Below are 22647 nucleotides of genomic sequence, written 5' to 3' on the forward strand. Positions count from 1 at the left end.
CGGCGTCGAAACGCTCAGGCCCGGGTGCCCTGGTCGCTCACGAGCGTGCCGATCTTCTCACCCTTGACGGCGCGGGCGATATTGCCCTCGGCGAGCAGCTCGAAGACCAGGATCGGCAGCTTGTTGTCGCGGCACAGCGTGATGGCGGTGGCGTCGGCGACCTTCAGGTCGCGGGACAGCACCTCGCTGTACTCCAGCGCGTCGAACTTCACCGCGTCGGGGTTCTTCTTCGGGTCGGAGTCGTAGACCCCGTCGACACCGTTCTTGCCCATGAGCAGGGCCTCGGCGTCGATCTCCAGGGCCCGCTGGGCGGCTGTGGTGTCGGTGGAGAAGTACGGCATGCCCATGCCGGCGCCGAAGATCACGACGCGGCCCTTCTCCAGGTGCCGCACGGCGCGCAGCGGGATGTACGGCTCCGCGACCTGGCCCATGGTGATGGCGGTCTGCACACGGGAGTCGATGCCTTCCTTCTCCAGGAAGTCCTGGAGGGCGAGGCAGTTCATGACGGTGCCGAGCATGCCCATGTAGTCGGACCGCGCACGGTCCATGCCGCGCTGCTGGAGTTCGGCGCCGCGGAAGAAGTTTCCGCCGCCGATGACGACGGCGATCTCCGCGCCGTCACGGACCACCGCGGCGATTTCGCGCGCGATGGCATGGACGACGTCGGGGTCGACGCCCAGTCCTCCACCACCGGAGAAGGCTTCGCCCGACAGCTTCAGCATGAAGCGGCGGCCCTTCTTGTCGTGGTCGCTCTTGTGGTCGGAAGCGGTGTGGGGGTCCACGCCCTGATTCATGGAGATCTCCTCGTGCACATACGAAGAAGGCCATTGCCGGTGGGTCCTCGCGGTTCCCTCTACGGCAATGGCCTCCTCGTCAGATCTGCGGTCGTTCCGCGCGCACGCGGACGACTGCTTCAGACCCTACCGGGGTCCGGTGTCCGTCGTTGTAAGGACGGACTCAGATGCCGACCTTGATGCGCGAGAAACGCACCAGGGTGACACCGGCCTCGTCCAGAACCTTCTGGACGGACTTCTTGGCGTCCAGGGCGTACGCCTGGCCAAGGAGCGTGTTGTCGCGGAAGAAGCCGTTGACACGACCCTCGACGATCTTCGGCAGGGCGGCCTCGGGCTTGCCCTCCGCGCGGGTGACCTCTTCGGCGACGCGGCGCTCGGACTCGACGACCTCGGCCGGGACGTCCTCGGCGGACAGCCACTTCGGCGCGAACGCGGCGATGTGCTGCGCGACACCGCGGGCGACCTCGGCGTTGGGCTTGTCGAGCTCGACCAGGACACCGATCTGGAACGGCAGGTCGGGCATGGTGCGGTGCATGTACGCCGAGACGTAACCGCCGGTGAACTGCGCGAAGCGGTCCAGGACGATCTTCTCGCCGAGGTTGGCGTTCGCCTCGTCCACGAAGGCCGTGACGGTCTTGCCGGGGGCGATCTCGGACGCGAGGAGCGTCTCGATGTCGGCCGGGGAGGTGGCGGCGACGTGCGCGGCCAGCTCGTTGGCGACGGCGAGGAACTTCTCGCCCTTCGCGACGAAGTCCGTCTCGCACTTCAGCTCGACGATGACACCGGAGGTGTTGTCGTCGGCGATGAGGGACACGACGGCACCGTTCTCGGCAGAACGGCCCTCGCGCTTGGCGACGCCCTTCTGACCCTTGATACGGAGCGCCTCGACGGCCTTGTCGACGTCACCGTCGGAGTCGACCAGCGCGTTCTTGCAGTCCAGCATGCCGGCGCCGGTGAGCTCGCGGAGCTTCTTGACGTCAGCGGCGGTGTAGTTCGCCATGAGTCTGTGATTCTCTCTCGAAGTCGTAGATCTACGGGTGAACGGCGGAGGAGGCGCGCCCCAGGCGCGGCTCCCCCGCCGTCATCGTCCGTGCTGCGAGTGCCCGGCGGATGAACGCCGGGCTCTCTCAGAGGGTCAGGCCTGCTCGGCGTCGGCGGCCGGAGCCTCGACGACGGCCTCGGCCGCGGGGGCCTCGGCGGCAGGGGCCTCAGCGGCCGGGGCCTCAGCGGCGGGGGCCTCGGCGGCAGGGGCCTCGACAGCGGCCTCGGCCGGGGCGGCCTCAGCGTCGTCGGCCTTCTTCTCGCCCTCGAGCAGGTCGCGCTCCCACTCGGCGAGCGGCTCGGCGGCGGCCTTCTCGCCCGGCTTCGAGTCACCGGTAGCAGCGCCGGAGCGGGCGATGAGGCCCTCGGCGACGGCGTCGGCGATCACGCGGGTGAGCAGGGTGACGGAGCGGATCGCGTCGTCGTTGCCCGGGATCTTGTAGTCGACCTCGTCGGGGTCGCAGTTGGTGTCGAGGATCGCGACGACCGGGATGTGGAGCTTGCGCGCCTCACCGACGGCGATGTGCTCCTTCTTGGTGTCGACGATCCAGACGGCGCTGGGAACCTTCGACATCTCGCGGATACCACCGAGGGTCTTCTCCAGCTTGATCTTCTCGCGGGAGAGGACCAGGAGCTCCTTCTTGGTGAGACCCGAGGCGGCGACGTCCTCGAAGTCGATCGCCTCAAGCTCCTTCAGACGCTGAAGGCGCTTGTAGACGGTGGAGAAGTTGGTGAGCATGCCACCCAGCCACCGCTGGTTGACGTACGGCATACCAACGCGCGTCGCCTGCTCGGCGATGGCCTCCTGGGCCTGCTTCTTGGTACCGACGAACATGATGGAACCGCCGTGGGCGACGGTCTCCTTCACGAACTCGTAGGCGCGGTCGATGTACGACAGCGACTGCAGCAGGTCGATGATGTAGATGCCGTTGCGCTCCGTGAAGATGAAGCGCTTCATCTTCGGGTTCCAGCGGCGGGTCTGGTGACCGAAGTGGACGCCGCTTTCCAGCAGCTCCCGCATCGTTACGACGGCCATGGCCATCTCCTTGGTTTCTCGGTTTGGTTCCTGACGCCCCACCGCGTCCTGCCCCCGACGAAGGGGACCGAGAGACGCTTCCACCTGGCCTGAGCGGCTGGTGCTGGGGCGTGCGAAGTCGACCCGGTGACCCGGATCGCCGTAAGAAGTGTACGGGACCGGGCGGTATGCCGGGTGACGCCGTTGTCCACACCCGGCCGCTTGTCCACAGGCCCGCTCACGCTGCGCGACCGGGCGGCAACCTGGACGGCATGACGACACTGCTGCTCACGCTGCTGCTGACCCTGGCCCAGGCGCTCGTTCCCGGGGCCCGGCCGCTCCCGCCGCCGCTGGTGGTGGCCCGCTGGTGGGATCCGCCCCCGACCCCGTACGCGGCCGGGCACCGCGGGGTCGACCTGGCCGCCCCGGTGGGAGCGCGGATCATGGCGGTGGGCCCGGGGCGGGTGCATTTCGCGGGCCCGGTGGCCGGGCGCGGGGTCCTGTCCCTGACCCTCCCGGGCGGCCTGCGCACCACGTACGAACCGGTCCGGCCGCTGGTCGCGGAGGGCGAGGAGGTCTCGACGGGCCAGGTGGTGGCGGTCCTCACTGAGGGCACGCACTGCGGCGGACCCTGCCTCCACTGGGGCCTGCTCTCCGGCACGGCGTACCTGAACCCCCTGACCCTCCTGCCGCGCCCCACGGCCAGACTGCTGCCGAATCAGCCCTGAACGCCCCGCAGGGCCATGGCCACGGCGGCTTCGGTGACCACACCGGGATCCTCCGCGGCGCCCAGCTCGATGCGCCGCACGGCCGCATCGACGACCCCCTGCAGCAGCATCGCCGCGAGCCGGGGCTGCTCGTGCCCGAGGGCACCCAGCGCCTCCACGATCATCGCCACGAGCCCCCCGTGCGCGGCCCGGATCTTCTCCCGCGCCCCCGCATCCAGCTCACTGGCCGAGATCGCGACCACCGCCCGGTGCCGCCGGTCCCCGACCAGCCCCAGCTGGCTCCGTACGTAGGCCTCGACCTTGGCCTCGGGCGACTCGGCCTGCTCCATCGCCGCCTCGATCTCGGCGGCCCATACGGGGAAGTCCACCGCACACAGCTCTTCGACCACGGCCGCGCGGGAGCGGAAGTACTCGTACACGGAGGACCGGGCGAGGCCGGTGCGCTCCGCCAGGGCGGGGAAGGTCAGCGCTTCCGTCCCGCCTTCGGACAACAGGGAGCGCGCGGCGTCCAGCAGGGCGCCGCGCTGCATCGACCGGTGCTCGGCCACGGAGGCCGCTCGAATCCTGGGCACGCGTCCACTCTACGGAGGTGCCGCAAGCTCACCGGCCGACATCCGCCAGCTTGGCCCGCAGCTGGAGCACCGACTTGGTGTGGATCTGGCTGACCCGGCTCTCGGTGACGCCCAGTACGTTGCCGATCTCGGCCAGCGTGAGGCCCTCGTAGTAGTACAGCGTGACCACGGTCTTCTCGCGCTCCGGCAGGGTGTTGATCGCCCTGGCCAGGAGCCTGCGCAGCTCGCGGTCCTCGGCCACCTCCACCGGGTTGTCGGCGGCGGTGTCCTCCAGGGTGTCCATCAGCGAGAGGCGGTCGCCGCCCTCGCCGCCGACGTGCAGCAGCTCCTCCAGGGCGACCACGTTGGCCAGCGACAACTGACTGAACACGGCGTGGAGTTCCTCCACGGCGATGCCCATCTCGCCGGCGACCTCGTGCTCGGTCGGGGTACGGCGCAGCTGGGCTTCGAGGGTGGCGTAGGCCCGCTCCACGGCCCTCGCCTTCTGCCGGACCGAGCGCGGGATCCAGTCCAGGGCGCGCAGCTCGTCGATCATCGCGCCCCGGATGCGGGTGATCGCGTACGTCTCGAACTTGATGGACCGGTCGATGTCGAACTTCTCGATGGCGTCGATCAGCCCGAAGACCCCGGAGGAGACGAAGTCGGCCTGTTCCACATTGGGCGGCAGGCCCACGCTGACCCGGCCTGCCACGTACTTCACCAGGGGCGAGTAGTGCAGGATCAGCTGCTCCCGCAGCCGCTCGTCACCGCTCTCCTTGTACGAGCGCCACAGCACCTCGAGGGACGAGGGCGCGGTGGTCCGCACGCTGCCGCGGGCAGCGGGGGGCACCGCAGCGCGGTCAGACCCTGAGGTGTGCTGGGGCATGCTTCGCCTTTGCCGGAGCCGGATTCCTTGGGAGCGTAGCGTGACGGAAGTGTCGCGGTGCGCGAAGAGTACGGGATCGCGCATGGGCACCGGGGCGTCCTGACTCGCGCGGGCGACCCGGGACCGGCGCCTGGCGCTCGGTCCCGGCGGCTGCCACCGGGGAGACCGCGTCTCTCATCGGCTTCACTCTTTCACCGGAACACCCCAGGTCAATGACCGCCTCGCCGGGTGCCGCCGGTTTGTGTGCCTCCTTCAGGTGATTGTGTGGTCAACTGCCAGCCCTCGCCCTGCCGTTCGACGAACCCCAGAGAGTGAAGTTCGTACAGTCTGCCGATGACTTCATCGGTTCCGGTGCCGGCGGCGAGGGCCACTTGGTCCGCGTGCGCGAGGCGGCCGGCCGGCATGGCTTCGAGCACGCGGGCGGTGTCCCGGTCCAGCAGGTCCCGGGCGAGCACCGGGCCGCGCCGCTCGGGGGCCAGTTCGCCCATGCCGCCGACGAGCTCGACCACTTCTGCGGCGTCCGTGACGAGCACGGCCTCGCCGCGCAGCAGTTCGTGCACCCCGCCCGAGAGCCCGCTGGTGGCCGGGCCGGGGACGCCCATGGTGAACCGCCCGAGCCGCTGGGCCCGCCGGGCCGTGACCAGGGAGCCGCTGCGGTGGGCCGCCTCGACCACCACGGTGCCCCGGGTCAGTGCGGCGATGACCCGGTTGCGCAGCACGAACCGGCTCGGGGTCGGGTGGCTTCCGGGCGGCAGCTCCCCCACCACGATCCCCTGCGCGGCGATCCGGCCGAGCAACTCGGCGTGGCCGCGCGGGTAGGCGATGTCCACGCCGCAGGCGAGCACCGCGGCGGTGGCGCCGCCCGAGGCGAGGGCCCCTCTATGGGCCGCGCCGTCGACCCCGTACGCCGCTCCCGAGACCACCACCCAGCCCCGCTCGGCGAGTCCGCCCGCCAGGGTCTGGGCCATGTGCGCGCCGTACGGGGTGCAGGCCCGGGCCCCGACCACGGCGACGGAGCGCAGCGCCCAGGTCCGCAGGTCCGGCCTGCCCCGCAGCCAGAGCCCGATGGGCCGGGCGTCGCCGAGGTCGTCCAGCTGGGTCGGCCACTGCGGGGAGCCGGGGCAGATGAACCGGCCGCCGCTGCGCGCGGCGGCCGCCAGGTCCCGCCGGGGGTCGGCGAGCGCGGCCCGTCCGCGGTAGCCGGCGAGCCGCTGCTCCCCCACCCCGGCGAGGGTCGCCGCGGCGGTGTCCGGGCCCGTCAGCAGCCGTATCAGCCCGACGGCGCCGTGCTCGCGCAGCCACCGCCCGCCGTGCTCGTCCCCGGGCTCCAACACCCGCGTCAGCGCGGCCCGCGCCAGCAACTCCGGGTCGGGCTCGGCCTCCGTCCAGGACCCTTCGACCGGCTCGGAATCGCTCGCCGGTCCGGTCCCGTACGCCTGCTCCGGCCCCTCCGGGACGCTCATGACTGCGCCCCCATGGCCAGGGCCGCCCCGCGGGCGATGCCGGTGCGCAGTTCGAGGGCGACGGCCACGTCCAGGGCCTCGGGGCGGTCCCTGCCGCGCAGGTCGGCCACGGTCCAGGCGACCCGCAGCACCCGGTCCAGCCCGCGGGCGGTGAGCAGCCCGCGCTCCAGGTCACGCTCGGCCTGGGCCAGCGCCCCGGGGGCCGCCTGCCAGCGGGTGCGCAGCTCGTGCCCGGGCACCTCGGCGTTGAGCCGCCACGGGGTGTCGGCGAGCCGGGCCGCGGTGCGGTCCCTGGCCTCCCGCACCCGGTCGGCGACGACCGCCGTGGACTCCCCGCGGCCCCCGCGCCCCAGCAGGTCGGAACGGGTGACCGGCTCGACCTCCACCCGCAGGTCCACCCGGTCCAGCAGCGGCCCCGACAGCCTGGCCTGGTAGCGCCGGATCACCGAGGCCGGGCATTCGCAGCCGGCCCCGAGCCGGGTGTGGCGCCCGCACGGGCAGGGGTTCGCCGCGAGGACCATCAGGAACCGGGCCGGCAGCCGCACCACCCCCGCGGCCCGGGCGATCACCACGTACCCCGATTCCAGGGGCTGGCGCAGCGCGTCGAGCGCCTTGGTGCTGAACTCGGCGGCCTCGTCGAGGAACAGCACGCCCCGGTGGGCCAGGGAGACCGCCCCGGGCCGCGGCACCCCCGCCCCACCGCCGACCAGGGACTGCATGGTCGCCGAATGGTGCGGCGCGCAGTACGGGGGCCGGGCCACCAGCGGTTCGCCCGGCGGCAGGACCCCGGCGACCGAGTGCACGGCCGTGACCTCCAGGGAGTCCTGCCGGCAGAGCGGCGGGAGGATCCAGGGGATCCGCTCGGCCAGCATCGTCTTGCCGGCTCCCGGCGGTCCGCTGAGGAAGAGGTGGTGGCCCCCGGAGGCGGCCACCTCCAGGGCCCGGCGGGCGCCGTGCTGCCCGGCGACATCGGAGAGGTCGGGGAAGTCCGGGACCTCCCCCGCCTCCCCGGACCGGCCCCCGCCTCGGGAGATCCCCGTGCCGATGCCCGCGCCCGGGACCACCAGCCCGGCCAGCATCGGATCGGGCCGCCCCAGCGGATCCGGTGGTTCCTCCTCGGGGACCTCCCCGTCGGTGAGGACCGCGATCAGCTGGCGCAGGCTGCGCACGCCGAGCACGCTGACGTCCGGGACGAGCATGGCCTCGGCGGCGCACTGCTGCGGCACCACCACGTTCCGGTACCCGGCGTCGGCCGCGGCGAGGACCGCAGGCAGGATGCCCCGCACCGGCCGCACCCGGCCGTCCAGCCCCAGCTCCCCGATGAGCACCAGATCGGCGATGGCGGCCGGGTCGACCACCTCGGCGGCGCCCAGCACGGCGGCCGCGACGGCCAGGTCGAATCCCGCGCCCGATTTCGGTACGGAAGCCGGGCTGAGCCCGACCGTGAGCTTCTTCTGCGGCCAGGTCGCGCCCGAGTTCACGACGGCGGCCCGCACCCGGTCCCGGCTCTCGGTCAGGGTCTTGTCGGGCAGCCCCACCAGGGTGAAAGCGGCGAGTCCGGGCTCCAGATCGGCCTGGACCTCCACCACCACGCCGTCGACACCCACCAGGGCCACCGAGCAGGCTCGTGCGAAACCCATCACGCCACCCCCCGGACGTGCTCCACCACGGCCGCACCGCGCCGCGGCAGCAGGACTCCCACGAGGTCGATCCGGACCCCGCCCGGGGGCGGCCCGCCGTGGTCGGCGAGCCAGCGCCCGGCGAGCCGGCGCAGTCGCTCGGCCTTGCCGGGGCGGACGGCGGCCATGGGGTGTTCGAAATCCCCCGCCCGGCGCGTCTTGACCTCGCACACGACGAGGGCGTCCCCGTCCCGCGCGACGATGTCGATCTCCCCGCTGCGGCACCGCCAGTTCCGCGCGATCACCGTCATGCCGGCCTCGGTCAGCCGCCGCGCCGCGAGCTCCTCGCCGTACCGCCCCAACGCCTGCCGTGCCACGCCCTTCGCGTTCATCGGGCACCACCTCCGCCCCCGACGATCCCGCGGTCCCGCCCACCCTGTGGATCTTGGTGGACAGTGAGGGCATTGTGGACAACCCCCTCACCCCTGAGGGTGAAACCGGGAGGGCCGGGACGGTGGGCGCGGGAACGCGCGCAGGCGGCGAAGGGCCGGGCGTCAGCTGCCGGGCAGTTCGAGATCGCTCTTGTTGAGCTCCTCGATGTTCACGTCCTTGAAGGTCAGCACCCGCACCTGCTTCACGAAGCGGGCCGGCCGGTACATGTCCCACACCCAGGCGTCGGCCATCGTGACCTCGAAGAACACCTCCCCCTGGACCGAGTGCACCTGCATCTCGTAGTCGTTCGTGAGGTAGAAACGACGTTCGGTCTCGATCACGTACTTGAACAGCCCGACGACGTCGCGGTACTCGCGATAGAGCTTCAGCTCCATCTCGGTCTCGTACTTCTCGAGGTCCTCGGCGCTCATGGCATGTTCCCCTTCAGCCGTGCGTCCCCCTATTGTGCGCCAGGCCCGTGCGCCCCTAAACGATTTCCGGGGCCAGGACCACCGGCGCACCCGGGGGACCGTCGTCGAGCAGCGTACGGAGCAGCTCGGCGAGTCTGGTCGGGTACACCGTCTCATGGGCCGAGAGAAGTTCCTCGGAGGTCCACCACCTGGCACCGCTGACGCTGCGTCGCTCCAGCTCGGTGAGCCCGCTCAGCTCGGTCCGCGTCCGCGCGGTCCGGGCCAGGTAGTACCACTCGTCCTGCTCCCAGCGCCGCCCGTCGAACGGGAACGAGCAGTACCGCTGCCACAGCACCGGCCCCAGATCCACCTCCGTGATCCCCGTCTCCTCGGCGAGCTCCCGCAGCGCGGCCTGCTCCCGGGTCTCGTCGCCCTCGAGTCCGCCGCCCGGGGTGAACCACCAGTGGTCCGCGGGATTGTCCGGTTCGAAACCGTGGAGCAGCAGGATCCGGTCGGCGGGGTCCAGCAGGATCACCCGGGACACCTTGCGCGGGCCGTCCGCGGCGGCCTCGTCAGCGGGCATCGCCCGGCTCCCGCCGCCGTCCGCGCCGCAGGAACCGTACGAGGGGCCCGTACGCGGCCCCCAGCAGCACCAGGGCGGCTCCGGCGACCACCGCGGCCACCTGGATGCGCAGCGGCCCCGGCCGCGAGATCCCTCCCGGAAGGGAGGCGTACGTGGCGGGCCGCTCCAGCATCTTCACCGTGGGCCAGGCGAGGGCGTCGACCCGGGCCTGGACCGCGGACCGGGGCACGGTGCCCTGGCCGGCCTCCTGGAGGTGGGAGCGGGAGTCGAGCGAGGCGGCGCGCTGGTCGCCCAGCAGGAAGAGGTTGCCCTCGGGCACCGTGACCTCGAAGGGAGTGTCGGAGGCCGGCACGGCGGCGCTGTTCGCGGGCGCCCCCTCGGGCAGGGCGTGTTCGAGGTACGGCTCGTCGAGCTCCTTGCCGTTCACGGTGAGGCGGCCGCCCGCCCCGCAGCACTTCACGGTGTCGCCGCCGATGGCGACGACGCGCTTGACCATGGGCGAGTCGCTCCACGCGTGGTCGGTGAACACGACCACGTCGCCGCGCCGCACCTGACCGCCGTCGATGCGCTGCGCGATCACGCGGTCCCCGGGGTTCACCGTCGGCATCATCGAGTCGGTCGGCACCGTGTACGGCCGGTAGGTGAAGGCCCCCCAGGCGAAGGCGCCCAGGAAGAGGACAAAGCCGACGGCCACGGCGACTCCCGACAGCACGTTGCCGAGACCGCCGCGGCCGTCCTTGCCACCGCGTGTTGCTCCGGTACCGCGTATGCCCTCGGTACCGCTTGTCTGCGTTTTCAGCGTTTCGCCCATTGCAGCGCCCCCACACTTCCGGGATCGACGACCTGGGCGGCACCCTACCTGCCGGTAGTCCCGCTGGTCAGCCTCCGCCGGCGCCACATGACGACCGGAACCGCTCCGGCCAGGCCCAGCGCGGCCGGTCCGAGCCCGACGGGCGCCAGCCCGGCGGCCCCGAGGCCCATCGCGGTCGCCTTGGTCTGGTTCCCGATGCCCGGCTGGTCGAAGGTGTCCGGGATGGGCAGGGTCGCCCACCGGGTGATCGGCCAGGCCACGACCACGGCACGCCCGACGACCTTGTCGACGGGCACGAAGCCCTGCGTGGAGTCCTGCATGTGGTAGCGGGAGTCCTGCGAGTTCTGCCGGTGGTCGCCCATCACCCAGATCTTGCCCTTGGGCACCGTGATCGGACCGAACGGGGCGTCGTCGCACGGGGTGTTGCCCGGGTAGATGTACGGCTCGTCGAGCTCCTTGCCGTTGACGACGACCGGTCCGCCCTTCTTGCACTCGACCGTGTCACCGCCGATGGCGATGGTCCGCTTGATCAGGTCCTTCTCGTCCGCGGACGGCATCAGGCCGATCTTGCTGAGGATCTGCTGCGCGAAGTTGGGCTCCGGGGTGGGCTCCCCGGCCAGCCAGCTCGCGGGGTCGTGGAAGACCACGACCTCACCGCGCTCGGGCTCCGAGCCGAACCACGGCGTCAGCTTGTCCACGAGCACCCGGTCGCCTCGCTGCAGGGTGTTCTGCATCGAGTCGGACGGGATCGAGAACGCCTGCACCAGGAAGGTCTTGATCAGCAGGGCGAGCAGCAGGGCGATGCCGACGAGGAGCGGGAGCTCCTTCCAGAACGAGCGGTGCGGCTTCGCCTCGGCACCACCGTCCTCGGCCTCGCGCTCGGCATCGTCCGGCCGCTCCTCGCCTTCATCGCGTCCGGATCGCGCGCCTACCGCCACATCCCCCACATCCACTCCTCAACCTCGCAGATCGCCGCCCGCGCCGAATCGGATACGGGCCCTCCCCTCCCTTAACGAGCGGGAGTTCCCTAAGGCGCGGGAGACCGAGGACACACTATGCGAACGGCGGGCCGCGTCGGCGCCGTCGGCGGCCGCGTCGCCCGCTCGGGGCCGGATCGGGGACCGAACGGAAGGTCACGGGCTGTTCGAGCTTGCGCCAGTGGTCGAACGGCCAGGCGATGACGACGGCCTGCCCCACTACGCCCTTCTCGTCGATGGTCCCGTCGAAGGCCTCGTCGAGGTGGAAGCGGGAATCTGCCGAATTCGCCCGGTGGTCGCCCATCACGAAGAGCCGCCCGCGGGGCACCTGCACCTCGAACCGGATTTCGGAGGGGGCGTTGCCGGGGCTCACGTACGGCTCGTCGAGAGCCGTTCCGTTGACGGTGACGCGGCCCTTGGCGTCGCAGCACACGACGGTGTCGCCGCCGACGCCGATGACCCGCTTGATCAGGTCCTGTTCGTCGGCGGAGGGCAGCAGGCCGATGAAGGTCAGCGTCTCCTTGATCTGCTTGACGCCGACCGGGTCCTCGGGCGGGCGCGCGGCCTCGCCCTTGAGCCAGCCGCCGGGGTCCTTGAACACCACGACGTCGCCGCGCTCGACCTTGGAGCCGAACCACGGGGTCAGCTTGTCGACCAGCACCCGGTCGCCGATCCGGATCGTCTGCTCCATGGATCCGGACGGGATGAAGAAGGCCTGCACGAGGAAGGTCTTGAGGACCAGCGCGATGCACAGCGCCACGATGATCAGCAGCGGCACCTCGCCCACCCGGCGGGTACGCCTGCGCCGCTTGACCCGGCGGGCCAGCCGGCGCCGCTCGGCCCGGCCGCCGCTCTCGGCCGCCGGGGGGACCGGCTCGGGCTCCGGGTCCGGCTCCGGCTCGGGGACCCGGCCACCTCTCGACCGCCCCCGGCTACCCATGGCCGCCGCCGGAAGACGCGGTCGCCGTGGACGCGGTCGCCCTGGAGGTTGTCGCCGTGGACGCGCTCACCGTGGGAGCCGCAGGAGTCGACCCCCACCGCGAAACCGGCCAGCCGATCCAGTCGGCCCGCCCGATCACCTTCTCCACCGGCACCATCCCCCCGCCCGGTTCCCCCAGGTGGTCCCGGGAGTCCCGGGACTGGGAACGATGATCACCCATGACCCACAGGGTCCCAAGGGGTACGACGATCCGGAAGGGCACCTTCGAGGGCGCGTCGCCGGGGTACAGGTACGACTCCTCCACCGGGACCCCGTTCACCTTGATCCGCCCTCCGGCGTCGCAGCACACCACGTCGTCACCGCCGACGCCCACGACCCGCTTCACGAAGTCGGTCTCGGACGGCTCGCCGATCCCGAGCGCGGAGGCCGCGCCGTGCAGGGCCTCGCCGATCGGATTGCCCTCGGCCCGCTCCCGTACGAAGGAGCCCGTACCGTCGAAGACCACCACGTCCCCGCGCTTCGGCCGGTCGCCGAAACGGTACGCCAGCTTGTTCACCAGCACCCGGTCCCCGACCTGGAGCGTCGGCTCCATCGACCGGCTCGGGATCTGGAAGGGCTGTACGACGAAGTTGCTGACCAGCAGCAGGAATCCCGTGCAGAGCACGCCGAGCAGCGCGGCCCCCCGCACGGTCAGGAAGGCCCGCCACGTGGGCAGCGCACTCCGTCCCCACAACGCAGAACGCGGCCGCCCCTCCCCCGATTCGGGGGAGGAGTGGCCGCGCTGTGTGAGCTCTGCTTCGGTGTCCATCGAGGGCGAGCCTATCCGGCCGCCCCCGGAACCCGGAGAGGAGATCAGCGGTCGCGCTTCTCCTTGATCTTCGCGGCCTTGCCGCGGAGCTCACGGAGGAAGTACAGCTTGGCGCGACGCACGTCACCGCGGGTGACGAGCTCGATCTTCTCGAAGATCGGGGAGTTCACCGGGAAGGTGCGCTCGACGCCGACGCTGAAGGAGACCTTGCGAACGGTGAAGGTCTCGGAGACGCCAGAGCCCTGGCGACGGATGACAACACCCTTGAACTGCTGGATACGGGAGCGGTTGCCCTCGATGACGCGGACGTGCACGTTGATCGTGTCACCCGGGCGGAAGGCCGGGACGTCGGAGCGGATCGAGGCGGCGTTGACGCCATCGAGCAGGTGAGACATGTTCTTCGTCTGCTTTCTTCGCACGACGCCACAGGCCGCCGGTGCGGGTTTCCGGAGAGAATTCGGGAGCCGCGTCACTCGGCGAACGACTGTCCCCCTGTGGCAGGGGCGCACGCGAGCACACAGCAGCCGCCTATTCTTCCACGGCCTCCGGCCTACGCCAAAATCGGCCGTCGGCGGCGGGCCGCCAGCCCAGGATGCTCAGGATCTCGCGGTCCTTCTTGTCGAAGGCCGAGGCCTCGCAGCGCTCGATCAGATCCGGGCGGTGCCGCGCGGTCCGGCGGAAGGCCTCGTCCCGGCGCCAGCGGGCGATCTTCCCGTGGTGGCCGCTGAGCAGCACGTCCGGGATGCCCCGGCCGCGCCACTCCGGGGGCTTCGTGTAGACCGGCCCCTCCAGCAGGTTCGCCATCTCGCCGGGTGCGAAGGAGTCGTCGCGGTGCGATTCGGCGTTGCCGAGCACACCGGGCAGCAGCCGGGCCACGGCCTCGGTGACGACGAGGACGGCGGCCTCGCCGCCCGCCAGCACGTAGTCGCCGATGGAGACCTCGTAGACCGGCATGCGCGTGGCGTACTCGTCCATGACCCGGCGGTCGATGCCCTCGTACCGGGCCGGCGTGAAGATCAGCCAGGGCCGCTCGGAGAGCTCGACGGCCAGTTCCTGGGTGAACGGGCGGCCGCTGGGCGTGGGGACGACCATGACCGGCCCGCGCGCGCCGGACTCGTACCCGTCGGCGAGGGCCGCGTCGAGGGCCTCGCCCCACGGCTCGGTCTTCATGACCATGCCGGGGCCGCCGCCGTACGGGGTGTCGTCGACCGTGTTGTGCCGGTCGTACGTCCAGTCCCGCAGGTCGTGGACGTGTACGTCGAGCTGCCCGCGGGCCCGCGCCTTGCCGACGAGGGAGACGTTCAGCGGCTCCAGGTACTCGGGGAAGATCGTGACGACGTCGAGACGCATCAGGCTTCTTCCCCGGCCTCGGCCCCGTCGTCACGCGTGGAGACGATCTCGGCGCGGTCGTCGATCAGCCCGGGCGGCGGGGTGATGACGCAGCGCTGCTCCTCCAGGTCGATCTCGGCGACGATCTCCTCGACGAACGGGATCATCACCTCGGTGCCGTCGGGGCGCTCGACGATGAAGAGGTCCTGCGAGGGCAGGTGGGAGATCTCGGTGATCCGGCCGATCTCGGTACCGTCCTCGAGCACCACGTCCAGGTCCATCAGCTGGTGGTCGTAGTACTCGTCTTCCTCCTCGGGGAGCTCCGAGGGGTCGACGTCGGCGATCAGCAGGATGTTGCGCAGCGCCTCGGCGCCGGTGCGGTCCTTGACGCCGGCGAAGCGGAGCATCAGCCTCCCGCTGTGCACACGGCCCGTCTCGATGGTCAGCGGACCCGCCGACGCCGGTTCGGTCCGCAGCACGGCACCGGGCGAGAGCCGCAGCTCCGGCTCGTCGGTCCGCACCTCGACGCTGACCTCACCCTTGATCCCGTGGGCGCGGCCGATCCGCGCGACTACCAGCTCCACCTATTTCTCCTGTTCAGACGACGACGGGCCGGGGCGGGCACGAATGCCCTCCCCGGCCCGTGCCGGTGATTCACGTTCTCGATGAACCAAGTCTCAGCGGACCTGGTCCACGTCGACGAGGTCGACGCGGATCCCCCGGCCGCCGATGGCGCCCACGACGGTACGCAGGGCACGCGCGGTGCGGCCGTTGCGGCCGATCACCTTCCCGAGGTCGTCCGGGTGAACCCGGACCTCGAGCACCTGCCCGCGACGCAGGTTGCGCGAGGCGACCTGCACTTCGTCGGGGTTGTCCACAATGCCCTTTACGAGGTGCTCAAGAGCCTCCTCGAGCATGATCAGGCCTCGGTCGACTCGGCGGCGGCCTCAGCCTCGTCCGCCTTCTTGTCGGCCTTCTTCGCCTTCTGCGTGATGGCCTCGCCCTTGGTCTCGCCGATGCCCTCGAGGGCCTTGGCGAACTCGTCGAAGGAGCGACGCTTGCTCTCCTTCGTCTCCGGCTGCAGCAGCGGCGCGGGGGCCGGGAGGCCCTTGTGCGCCTGCCAGTCACCGGTGAGCTTCAGGATGGCGAGCACAGCCTCGGTGGGCTGGGCGCCGACCGACAGCCAGTACTGCGCACGCTCGGCGTTGACCTCGATGCGCGACGGGTTGTACGTCGGGTGGTAGATACCGATCTCTTCGATCGCGCGACCGTCCCGGCGGGTGCGGGCGTCGGCGACGACGATGCGGTAGTGCGGCTGGCGAATCTTGCCGAGGCGCTTGAGCTTGATCTTGACTGCCACTGGAGTGGTGTCTCCTGAACTTGACGTGGTTGGGCACATGAGATGCCACGTGGGGTTGCGGTACTCGGGTGCCCGATGGACGCGTCAGCCGGAGGAGAGAGGGGTCCTATGCGACTGTCGAGTACAGCTAGCCATTGTGCCACATGCCTGCGGCGCTTCTCGCGGGGAGTCGGCCGGGCTCAGGAGGCGGCGGCGGAGACGGCGACCTCGGGGATGCGGAACGGCTTCATACAGCCGCCGCACACGATCGGCGCCTGGGCCAGCACGGAGGGGACCACCCGCACATTGCGCCCGCAGTCGCAGACCGCCTTGACGCGGACACCGCCACCCGAGGAGCCGTGCCGGGCGGCCGGCCCGCGGAAACTGCGCTTGGTGTCGGCGGCCGTCGCGACCGTGTGCGCCTTCAGCGCGCGCTGCAGGCGCTCCATGGTGGGGCGGTAGCGCTTCTTCGCCTCGGGATTGAGCGAGACCAGCGAGAAGCCGCTGCTGGCGTGCGGCTCGTCGGAGTGGTCCAGCCCCATCTCCTCGGCGATCGCGAGGAATCTGCGGTTGTGGTAGCGGCCTGCCCGCGAGGTGTCGCGCACTCCGCGGGCGGCTGCGATGCCGTGGACTGCCTCGTGCAGCAGTCGCTCGAAGGAGAGCTCGGCGCCGCAGGCGGACGAGGACTCTCCGATCAGGGACTCGGGCGCGGCAAGGTCAGGCAGCTCGGAGTGGTACCGCTGAATGTCGGCCCACGCCTGCGCCAGCTCTGCGGCGAGAACAGGTGGTGTCGTGCTCACGTCGTGACAACGAGCCGGGGTGCCCCGGTGTTCCGATTCCGGGCCATTCCAAATTTTTTGCACGTACCAGTCAGTTCAGTCTCATGCGTCCCGACGAGGACGGGTGCGCCGATCCCAGGATGAGTCGGTACGTAACGTCGACCAAAAGGACCGGCCCCGGCGCGCGGCTCGTGCCGTGCGCCGGGGCCGACCCCTGGTCGTAGAGGGGCGATCAGTACGAGCGCGCGACGATCGCGAGCGTACCGGGGGCGTCGTCCGCCTCCGGAACCGACCCGTCGGCGGCGATCAGGCAGCGTACGGAGACGGCCTGCTCACCCAGCTTGGCCTCGCCCTCGGGGCCGAGGTCGGCCCACGGGATCCGCGCCCAGCCGCCGGCGATGGCGGCCTCGGCGGCCTCCTCGATGGTGGAGACGTCGCAGGTGCGGGCCAGGCGGCGCTCGCGGGACTCGCGCAGCAGCTGCGCCTGGTCCTCTTCGAGCACCTTGGGCAGCAGGTCGGCGAGCGCGTCGATCTGCACCGGCTCCTTGCCGCCCGGGATCCGGCGGGCCAGCATCGCGGTGCCGGCCTCCAGGTCGCGGGGGCCGATCTCCACGCGGACCGGTACGCCCTTGAGCTCCCAGTCGACGGCGCGGCGGCCGAAGGGGGTGTCGACGCGGTCGTCGACGTGCACGCGGATGCCGGCGGCCTTCAGCTGAGCGCCGAGCTCGCGGACCTTCGTGACGGCCTCGTCGCCCTTGATCGCCATGACGACGACCTGGATGTGCGCGAGGCGCGGCGGGACGCGGAGGCCGTTGTCGTCGCCGTGGGACATGATCAGACCGCCGACCATGCGGGTCGAGACGCCCCACGAGGTCTGCCAGACGAGCTCCTGCTTGCCTTCCTTCGACAGGTACTGCGTGTTGAAGGCCTTGGCGAAGTTGGTGCCGAGCTCGTGGCTCGTGCCCAGCTGCAGGGCCTTGCCGTCGCCCATCATGCCCTCGAGGGTGAGGGTGTTGATGGCGCCGGCGAAGCGCTCCTTGGCGGTCTTGCGGCCGAGCACGACGTCGATGCCGAGCACGTTCGTCATGAAGTCGCCGTACACGTCCGTGTGGATGCGGGCGGCGTAGTCGCGGGCTTCCTCGTACGTGGCGTGGGCGGTGTGGCCCTCCTGCCAGAGGAACTCACTCGTACGGAGGAAGACGCGCGGGCGCATCTCCCAGCGGACCACGTTCGCCCACTGGTTGATCAGAAGGGGCAGGTCGCGGTAACTCTGGACCCACTTCGAGAAGTAGTCGTTGATGATCGTCTCGGAGGTGGGCCGGACCACGACCGGCTCGTCCAGCTCCTTGCCACCGCCGTGCGTGACGACCGCGAGCTCGGGGGCGAAGCCCTCGACGTGCTCGGCTTCGCGCGTCAGGTACGACTGCGGGATGAACAGCGGGAAGTACGCGTTCTGGGCGCCCGCGTCCTTGATGCGCGCGTCCATCTCCTGCTGCATCCGCTCCCACAGCCCGTAGCCGTACGGTCGGATGACCATGGTGCCGCGTACCGGACCGTTGTCGGCCAGCTCGGCCTTGTTGATCAGATCCTGGTACCAGCGGGGGAAATCCTCCGCCTGGGGGGTGAGAACGGGTGCCTTTGCCATGGCGCGAATGGTACGGCGCCGGGCGCGTCGAGCGTGAATCGGGTGGCGCACTCCTCTGGACGCGGGGGCGAATGGGGAGTTCTCTGGCAACGGGGGCAAGGGGGCGACAAGGAATCAGGAGCGCTCTTTCGATGACACCGACGCCGACGGCGACGCTCGTCGCCCGGGACTGGGCGGAGATCCAGGAACGGATGCTGGTACCGCTGTACGAAGCGGTCTACGACCGGCTGGAGGTCGGGCCGGGCGACCGGCTGCTCGGCCTGGACTGCGGGTCGGGGCTGGCCCTGCTGCTGGCCGCGGGGCGGGGAGCCGCCGCCACGGGGGTGGAGGCGGACCCGGCGCGGCGGGCGCTGGCGCGCGAGCGGCTGCTGGAGGTGGTCCCGGCCCCGCCGGAGGGCGCGCGCCCGTACGACGTACTGCTGGCCTTCTCGCCGTCCGCGGCGGCCCTGGACACGGCCCTGCCGGCCGTCAGGCGGGGCGGGGCGGTGGTGCTGGCCGACTGGGGCCCGGCGGAGCGGTGCACGGTGCCCGCGGTCCTGGGCGGCGGTCCCGCGCCGCGGGACCTGGACGCGGCGGTGGCAGGGGCCGGGCTCACGCCCGACGGATCGGGTCGGGTGTTCTGCCCGTTCGGGTACGCGGACGTGGACAGCGCGGTACGGGGGCTGCTGTCGACGGGGCTGTACGAGTCCTCGTCCGATCCGGCGCAGGTCGAGAAGGAGCTCACCGAGGCGCTTCACCCGTACGAGCGGCCGGACGGCGCCGTGTGGCTGCCGAACATCTTCCGCTACGTGATCGCCCGCGTGCCGTAGGGGGCGTCCCCCGCTACTTCGCCTCCTTCGAGAGGCGGGGGATGCCCGCGGCCTCGTAGGCGGCCGGCTCGTCCAGGGTCTCGTTCGCCAGCAGGGCCTCGGTCAGCGCGTCGAGTTTCGGCCGGTGTTCGCGCAGCAGCCGGCAGGCCTCCAGGTAGCACTCGTCGACGATCCGCCGCATCTCGTGGTCCACCGCGTCGAGGGTGGCGGGTGCCGCCAGCAGCCCGTACGGACTCTGCGCGTCCGCCGGGATCGCGGTGAGGCGGCCGACGCGCTCGCTCATGCCCCAGCGGCCGACCATGCCGCGGGCGAGGTTGGTGACCTGTTCCAGATCGTTCTCCGCGCCCGTGGTGATGACGTCGAACACGACGTGCTCGGCCGCCATGCCTCCCAGCGCGCCGATGATGCGGCCGCGCAGGTACTCCTCCGTGTACGAGTAGCGGTCCGCGTCGGGGGTGGAGAGGGTGACGCCGAGCGCCCGGCCGCGCGGCACGATCGTGATCTTGCGGACCGGGTCGGCGCCCGGCTGGAGCATGCCCAGCAGGGCGTGGCCGCTCTCGTGGTAGGCCGTGCGGCGGCGCTCCTCCTCCGGCATGATCAGCGACCGGGCGGCGCCCAGCTGGACCTTCTCCAGGGCGTCCATGAAGTCGGCCTGGGTGACCTGGCTCTGCTTGCGCTTCACCGCGAGGAGGGCGGCCTCGTTGGCCAGGTTGGCGAGGTCCGCGCCGGTCATGCCGGGAGTGGTGCGGGCCACCTGGTCGAGGTCCGCGTCGGCGGCCAGCGGGATGTCCCGGGTGTGGATCCGCAGGATGGCCTCACGGCCGGCCCGGTCGGGCGGGGAGACCGACACCGTGCGGTCGAAGCGGCCGGGGCGGGTGAGCGCCGGATCGAGGACGTCGGGCCGGTTGGTGGCGGCGAGGACCACGACGCCCTCCGAGCCGGAGAAGCCGTCCATCTCGGTCAGGATCTGGTTCAGGGTCTGTTCGCGCTCGTCGTGGCCGCCCATGGCGGCCCCGCCGCCGCGGGCCCGGCCGATGGTGTCGATCTCGTCGATGAAGACGATCGAGGGGGCCACCTTCCGCGCCTCGGAGAAGAGTTCGCGGACCCGGGAGGCGCCCACGCCGACGATCATCTCGATGAACTCGGAGGCGGAGGCGGAGAAGAACGGCACCCCGGCCTCGCCCGCGACCGCCCGCGCCAGCAGCGTCTTGCCCGTGCCGGGCGGTCCGGCGAGCAGCACCCCGCCGGGCATCCTGGCGCCCAGGGCCCGGTACTGCTGGGGGTTCTTGAGGAAGTCCACGACGTCGTTGAGCTCGCCCTTGACCTCGTCGATGCCGGCCACGTCGGCGAAGGTGGTGCGCTTGCCGCCCTCCAGCTCGACGGGCTTGGGCGGCTGTTTGCGGCCCAGCCCGCCGACGCCGCCCATGGCCGAGCCCATGCGGCGGGCGATGAACACCCACAGGAGGACCAGCAGGAGCATCGGGGCGAGCGAGATCAGCAGATTGGCCAGGAAGCTGCGCTGCACGACGACCGGGGAGGCCGTGACGACGACGTTGTGCTTGCTGAGGTTCGCCCACAGGTCGTCGTCGGCGAAGGCCGGGCGCTGGGTGACGAACTTCGTGTAGTCGCCCTTGTCGCCGTCGGGCAGCGGCTGCTTGTTCTTCAGCTCGCCCTGGATGGCGTCGCCCTTGGAGTAGATCTTCGAGACGTTGCCTTCGGCGACCTGCTTGCTGAACTCCGTGTACGAGACGGTCGGCTCGTCGCCCTGGTTGAAGTACGACAGGGCCACGTTGGCGAGCAGGAAGACGACCAGTGCGGCGAGGACCAGTCCGCGCCAGCCCCCGGGCATCTTCCTCTTGGGCGGCGGCGTCGGCGCGCCCTCGGAGCGCCAGGGCGTATCGGCGCGTTCGCGAGGCGGTACGGGGGTGGGGCTGGGCACGTGGCCTCCTTACTGCCGTCCTCGTGGCCGACCATAAGGGATATAACGCACCATTGCGCCCGCAGGACCTACGAGGAAGGCCCTGGCGGGATGATCCCGCCAGGGCCCTTTCCGTACGCCGTCGTACGGCTGCGGCTTACTTCATGAACTTCTTGAACTCGTCCGGAAGGTCGAAGTCCTGGCCGGACTGGCCGCCGCCGGCGGGAAGGCCGAACGGGCTGCCGGTCGCGGGCGGGGCGCTCTGCGGGCCCTGCTCGCGGCGGGCGGCTGCCGCCGCCTCGTCCTCCTTGCGCTTCATCGGGTTGCCGCTCTTGCGCTTGCCCTTGGCCTGCTTGATCTGCTTCTTCTGCCGGCCGGGGCCGCCGCCCATCCCGGGGATGCCCGGCATCCCCGGCATCCCGCCGCCCTGCGCCATGCGGGACATCATCTTGCGGGCCTCGAAGAAGCGCTCGACGAGGTTCTTGACGGCACTGACCTCGGCACCGGAGCCCTTGGCGATACGGGCGCGGCGCGAGCCGTTGATGAGGTGCGGGTCCTGGCGCTCGGCCGGGGTCATCGACTTGATGATCGCGGCCATGCGGTCGACGTCGCGCTCGTCGATGTTGTTGATCTGGTCCTTGATCTGCCCCATGCCGGGGAGCATGCCGAGCAGCTTGGAGATGGAGCCCATCTTCCGGACCTGCTCCATCTGGGCCAGGAAGTCGTCGAGCGTGAACTCCTTGGGGCCCTTGGCCAGCTTGGCCGCCATCTTCTCGGCTTCGGCCTGGCTGAAGGTCTTCTCGGCCTGCTCGATGAGGGTGAGCATGTCACCCATGTCGAGGATCCGGCCCGCCATGCGGTCGGGGTGGAACGCGTCGAACTCGTCGAGCTTCTCGCCGTTCGAGGCGAACATGATCTGCTTGCCGGTGACGTGCGCGATGGAGAGCGCGGCACCGCCGCGGGCGTCGCCGTCGAGCTTGGAGAGCACGACGCCGTCGAAGCCGACGCCGTCGCGGAAGGCCTCGGCGGTGTTGACCGCGTCCTGGCCGATCATGGCGTCGACGACGAAGAGGATCTCGTCGGGGCTGACGGCGTCGCGGATGTCCGCGGCCTGCTGCATCAGCTCGGAGTCGATGCCGAGGCGGCCGGCGGTGTCGACGATGACGATGTCGTACTGCTTGGTGCGGGCGTACTCGATGGAGTCCTTGGCCACCTGCACCGGGTCGCCGATGCCGTTGCCGGGGGCGGGCGCGTAGACCGCGACGCCGGCGCGCTCGGCGACGACGCTGAGCTGGTTGACGGCGTTGGGGCGCTGGAGGTCGCAGGCGACGAGCAGCGGGGAGTGGCCCTGGCCCTTGAGCCAGAGGCCGAGCTTTCCGGCGAGGGTGGTCTTACCGGCACCCTGGAGGCCGGCGAGCATGATCACGGTGGGCGCGGTCTTGGCGAAGCGCAGCCGCCGGGTCTCGCCGCCGAGGATCGACACGAGCTCGTCGTTGACGATCTTGAGAACCTGCTGGCCCGGGTTCAGGGCCTTGGAGACCTCTTCGCCGCGGGCGCGCTCCTTGACGTTCGCGATGAAGGAGCGGACGACGGGGAGGGCGACGTCGGCCTCGAGGAGGGCGATACGGATTTCCCGCGCCGCAGCGTCGATGTCCTGCTCGGAGAGGCGGCCCTTGCCCCGGAGGGACTTGAAGGTCGCGCTGAGGCGGTCGGAAAGCGTATCGAACACGGTGGTCGCGATTCCTCGGGTCGGGGGCGTGTGGTCGCCCC

Annotated in this window: 24 protein-coding genes and 1 pseudogene; 2 read left to right on the forward strand and 23 right to left on the reverse strand. The window is 71.1% G+C overall.

The window, feature by feature from the left end; translation table 11 throughout:
- Positions 1 to 14 precede the first annotated feature (14 nt).
- The 3 genes from pyrH to rpsB all read right to left on the reverse strand — a co-directional run bounded on the left by pyrH (position 15) and on the right by rpsB (position 2871).
- Positions 15 to 794 carry a UMP kinase gene (gene pyrH / locus ACIQU4_RS00385; RefSeq protein ID WP_403723946.1) on the reverse strand — a complete coding sequence of 260 codons (780 nt, stop codon included), beginning with the start codon at positions 792 to 794 and terminating at the stop codon, positions 15 to 17.
- Positions 795 to 957: 163 nt separating this feature from the next.
- Positions 958 to 1794, reverse strand: coding sequence for a translation elongation factor Ts (tsf, locus tag ACIQU4_RS00390; protein WP_385589305.1), 837 nt, complete (start codon positions 1792 to 1794; stop codon positions 958 to 960).
- A gap of 135 nt (positions 1795 to 1929) precedes the next feature.
- Complete coding sequence (gene rpsB, locus ACIQU4_RS00395; protein ID WP_403723949.1) at positions 1930 to 2871, reverse strand: 30S ribosomal protein S2; 942 nt, start codon at positions 2869 to 2871, stop codon at positions 1930 to 1932.
- A gap of 251 nt (positions 2872 to 3122) precedes the next feature.
- Between rpsB and ACIQU4_RS00400 the strand changes: the two genes are divergently transcribed.
- Entirely contained in the window at positions 3123 to 3578 is a 456-nt protein-coding gene (locus tag ACIQU4_RS00400; protein WP_403723952.1) for a M23 family metallopeptidase, read from the forward strand.
- On the opposite strand, the gene ACIQU4_RS00405 is transcribed toward ACIQU4_RS00400, so the two are convergent.
- From ACIQU4_RS00405 to proS, 18 genes and pseudogenes are all read right to left on the reverse strand, one after another.
- Positions 3569 to 4126 (reverse strand): TetR/AcrR family transcriptional regulator, encoded by a 558-nt coding sequence (locus ACIQU4_RS00405; protein ID WP_385589361.1) that lies wholly within the window; start codon positions 4124 to 4126, stop codon positions 3569 to 3571. The two genes, ACIQU4_RS00400 and ACIQU4_RS00405, sit on opposite strands and share 10 nt — an antisense overlap.
- 52 nt (positions 4127 to 4178) lie before the next feature.
- Positions 4179 to 5015 (reverse strand): RNA polymerase sigma factor WhiG, encoded by an 837-nt coding sequence (whiG, locus tag ACIQU4_RS00410; RefSeq protein WP_365956817.1) that lies wholly within the window; start codon positions 5013 to 5015, stop codon positions 4179 to 4181.
- A 209-nt stretch (positions 5016 to 5224) separates the two neighbouring features.
- Positions 5225 to 6478, reverse strand: coding sequence for a DNA-processing protein DprA (gene dprA, locus ACIQU4_RS00415; protein WP_403723955.1), 1254 nt, complete (start codon positions 6476 to 6478; stop codon positions 5225 to 5227).
- The gene (locus tag ACIQU4_RS00420) at positions 6475 to 8118 is read right to left on the reverse strand and encodes a YifB family Mg chelatase-like AAA ATPase (RefSeq protein WP_403723957.1); all 1644 of its coding nucleotides are present in this window, start codon (positions 8116 to 8118) and stop codon (positions 6475 to 6477) included. Before ACIQU4_RS00420 ends, dprA begins: the two co-directional genes overlap by 4 nt.
- Positions 8118 to 8489: a YraN family protein gene (locus ACIQU4_RS00425; protein WP_403723959.1), complete on the reverse strand. Its 372-nt coding sequence runs from the start codon at positions 8487 to 8489 to the stop codon at positions 8118 to 8120. The genes ACIQU4_RS00420 and ACIQU4_RS00425 overlap by 1 nt, the downstream gene beginning before the upstream one ends.
- 162 nt (positions 8490 to 8651) lie before the next feature.
- Entirely contained in the window at positions 8652 to 8960 is a 309-nt protein-coding gene (locus ACIQU4_RS00430) for a DUF2469 domain-containing protein (protein WP_006139554.1), read from the reverse strand.
- Positions 8961 to 9015: 55 nt separating this feature from the next.
- Positions 9016 to 9522: an NUDIX hydrolase gene (locus tag ACIQU4_RS00435; protein WP_403723962.1), complete on the reverse strand. Its 507-nt coding sequence runs from the start codon at positions 9520 to 9522 to the stop codon at positions 9016 to 9018.
- Positions 9512 to 10333, reverse strand: a complete 822-nt coding sequence (gene lepB, locus ACIQU4_RS00440; protein WP_403723963.1) for a signal peptidase I — start codon at positions 10331 to 10333, stop codon at positions 9512 to 9514. Before lepB (ACIQU4_RS00440) ends, ACIQU4_RS00435 begins: the two co-directional genes overlap by 11 nt.
- A gap of 44 nt (positions 10334 to 10377) precedes the next feature.
- Entirely contained in the window at positions 10378 to 11271 is an 894-nt protein-coding gene (lepB, locus tag ACIQU4_RS00445) for a signal peptidase I (protein WP_398906436.1), read from the reverse strand.
- Positions 11243 to 12250: pseudogene (gene lepB / locus ACIQU4_RS00450) on the reverse strand (signal peptidase I); the annotation flags it as partial. The gene lepB (ACIQU4_RS00445) and the pseudogene lepB (ACIQU4_RS00450), both read right to left, overlap by 29 nt.
- Positions 12243 to 13058, reverse strand: a complete 816-nt coding sequence (gene lepB / locus ACIQU4_RS00455) for a signal peptidase I (protein WP_403723966.1) — start codon at positions 13056 to 13058, stop codon at positions 12243 to 12245. The gene lepB (ACIQU4_RS00455) and the pseudogene lepB (ACIQU4_RS00450), both read right to left, overlap by 8 nt.
- A gap of 44 nt (positions 13059 to 13102) precedes the next feature.
- Entirely contained in the window at positions 13103 to 13453 is a 351-nt protein-coding gene (gene rplS / locus ACIQU4_RS00460) for a 50S ribosomal protein L19 (protein WP_008737520.1), read from the reverse strand.
- A 133-nt stretch (positions 13454 to 13586) separates the two neighbouring features.
- Entirely contained in the window at positions 13587 to 14408 is an 822-nt protein-coding gene (gene trmD / locus ACIQU4_RS00465; protein ID WP_385589285.1) for a tRNA (guanosine(37)-N1)-methyltransferase TrmD, read from the reverse strand.
- A complete protein-coding gene (gene rimM / locus ACIQU4_RS00470) occupies positions 14408 to 14971 on the reverse strand; it encodes a ribosome maturation factor RimM (protein WP_403723968.1) in 564 nt (187 codons plus the stop codon). The genes trmD and rimM overlap by 1 nt, the downstream gene beginning before the upstream one ends.
- Positions 14972 to 15064: 93 nt before the next feature.
- Positions 15065 to 15304 carry an RNA-binding protein gene (locus ACIQU4_RS00475; RefSeq protein WP_030011889.1) on the reverse strand — a complete coding sequence of 80 codons (240 nt, stop codon included), beginning with the start codon at positions 15302 to 15304 and terminating at the stop codon, positions 15065 to 15067.
- A gap of 2 nt (positions 15305 to 15306) precedes the next feature.
- Positions 15307 to 15747, reverse strand: a complete 441-nt coding sequence (gene rpsP / locus ACIQU4_RS00480) for a 30S ribosomal protein S16 (protein ID WP_030162461.1) — start codon at positions 15745 to 15747, stop codon at positions 15307 to 15309.
- A 179-nt stretch (positions 15748 to 15926) separates the two neighbouring features.
- Positions 15927 to 16526, reverse strand: a complete 600-nt coding sequence (locus ACIQU4_RS00485; protein WP_403723971.1) for a hypothetical protein — start codon at positions 16524 to 16526, stop codon at positions 15927 to 15929.
- Between the two features lie 211 nt (positions 16527 to 16737).
- Complete coding sequence (gene proS, locus ACIQU4_RS00490; protein WP_403723973.1) at positions 16738 to 18150, reverse strand: proline--tRNA ligase; 1413 nt, start codon at positions 18148 to 18150, stop codon at positions 16738 to 16740.
- A gap of 131 nt (positions 18151 to 18281) precedes the next feature.
- Here proS and ACIQU4_RS00495 point away from each other — a divergent pair, with 131 nt between their 5' ends.
- Positions 18282 to 18959, forward strand: coding sequence for a methyltransferase type 11 (locus ACIQU4_RS00495; protein WP_403723976.1), 678 nt, complete (start codon positions 18282 to 18284; stop codon positions 18957 to 18959).
- A 13-nt stretch (positions 18960 to 18972) separates the two neighbouring features.
- Here ACIQU4_RS00495 and ftsH read toward each other — a convergent pair whose 3' ends face one another.
- The gene (gene ftsH / locus ACIQU4_RS00500; RefSeq protein WP_403723979.1) at positions 18973 to 20898 is read right to left on the reverse strand and encodes an ATP-dependent zinc metalloprotease FtsH; all 1926 of its coding nucleotides are present in this window, start codon (positions 20896 to 20898) and stop codon (positions 18973 to 18975) included.
- A gap of 136 nt (positions 20899 to 21034) precedes the next feature.
- A complete protein-coding gene (gene ffh / locus ACIQU4_RS00505) occupies positions 21035 to 22606 on the reverse strand; it encodes a signal recognition particle protein (RefSeq protein WP_403723982.1) in 1572 nt (523 codons plus the stop codon).
- Between the last annotated feature and the right edge of the window lie 41 nt (positions 22607 to 22647).

Origin of the sequence: Streptomyces sp. NPDC090741 (assembly GCF_044769045.1) — a bacterium.
Classification (GTDB): Bacteria; Actinomycetota; Actinomycetes; order Streptomycetales; family Streptomycetaceae; genus Streptomyces.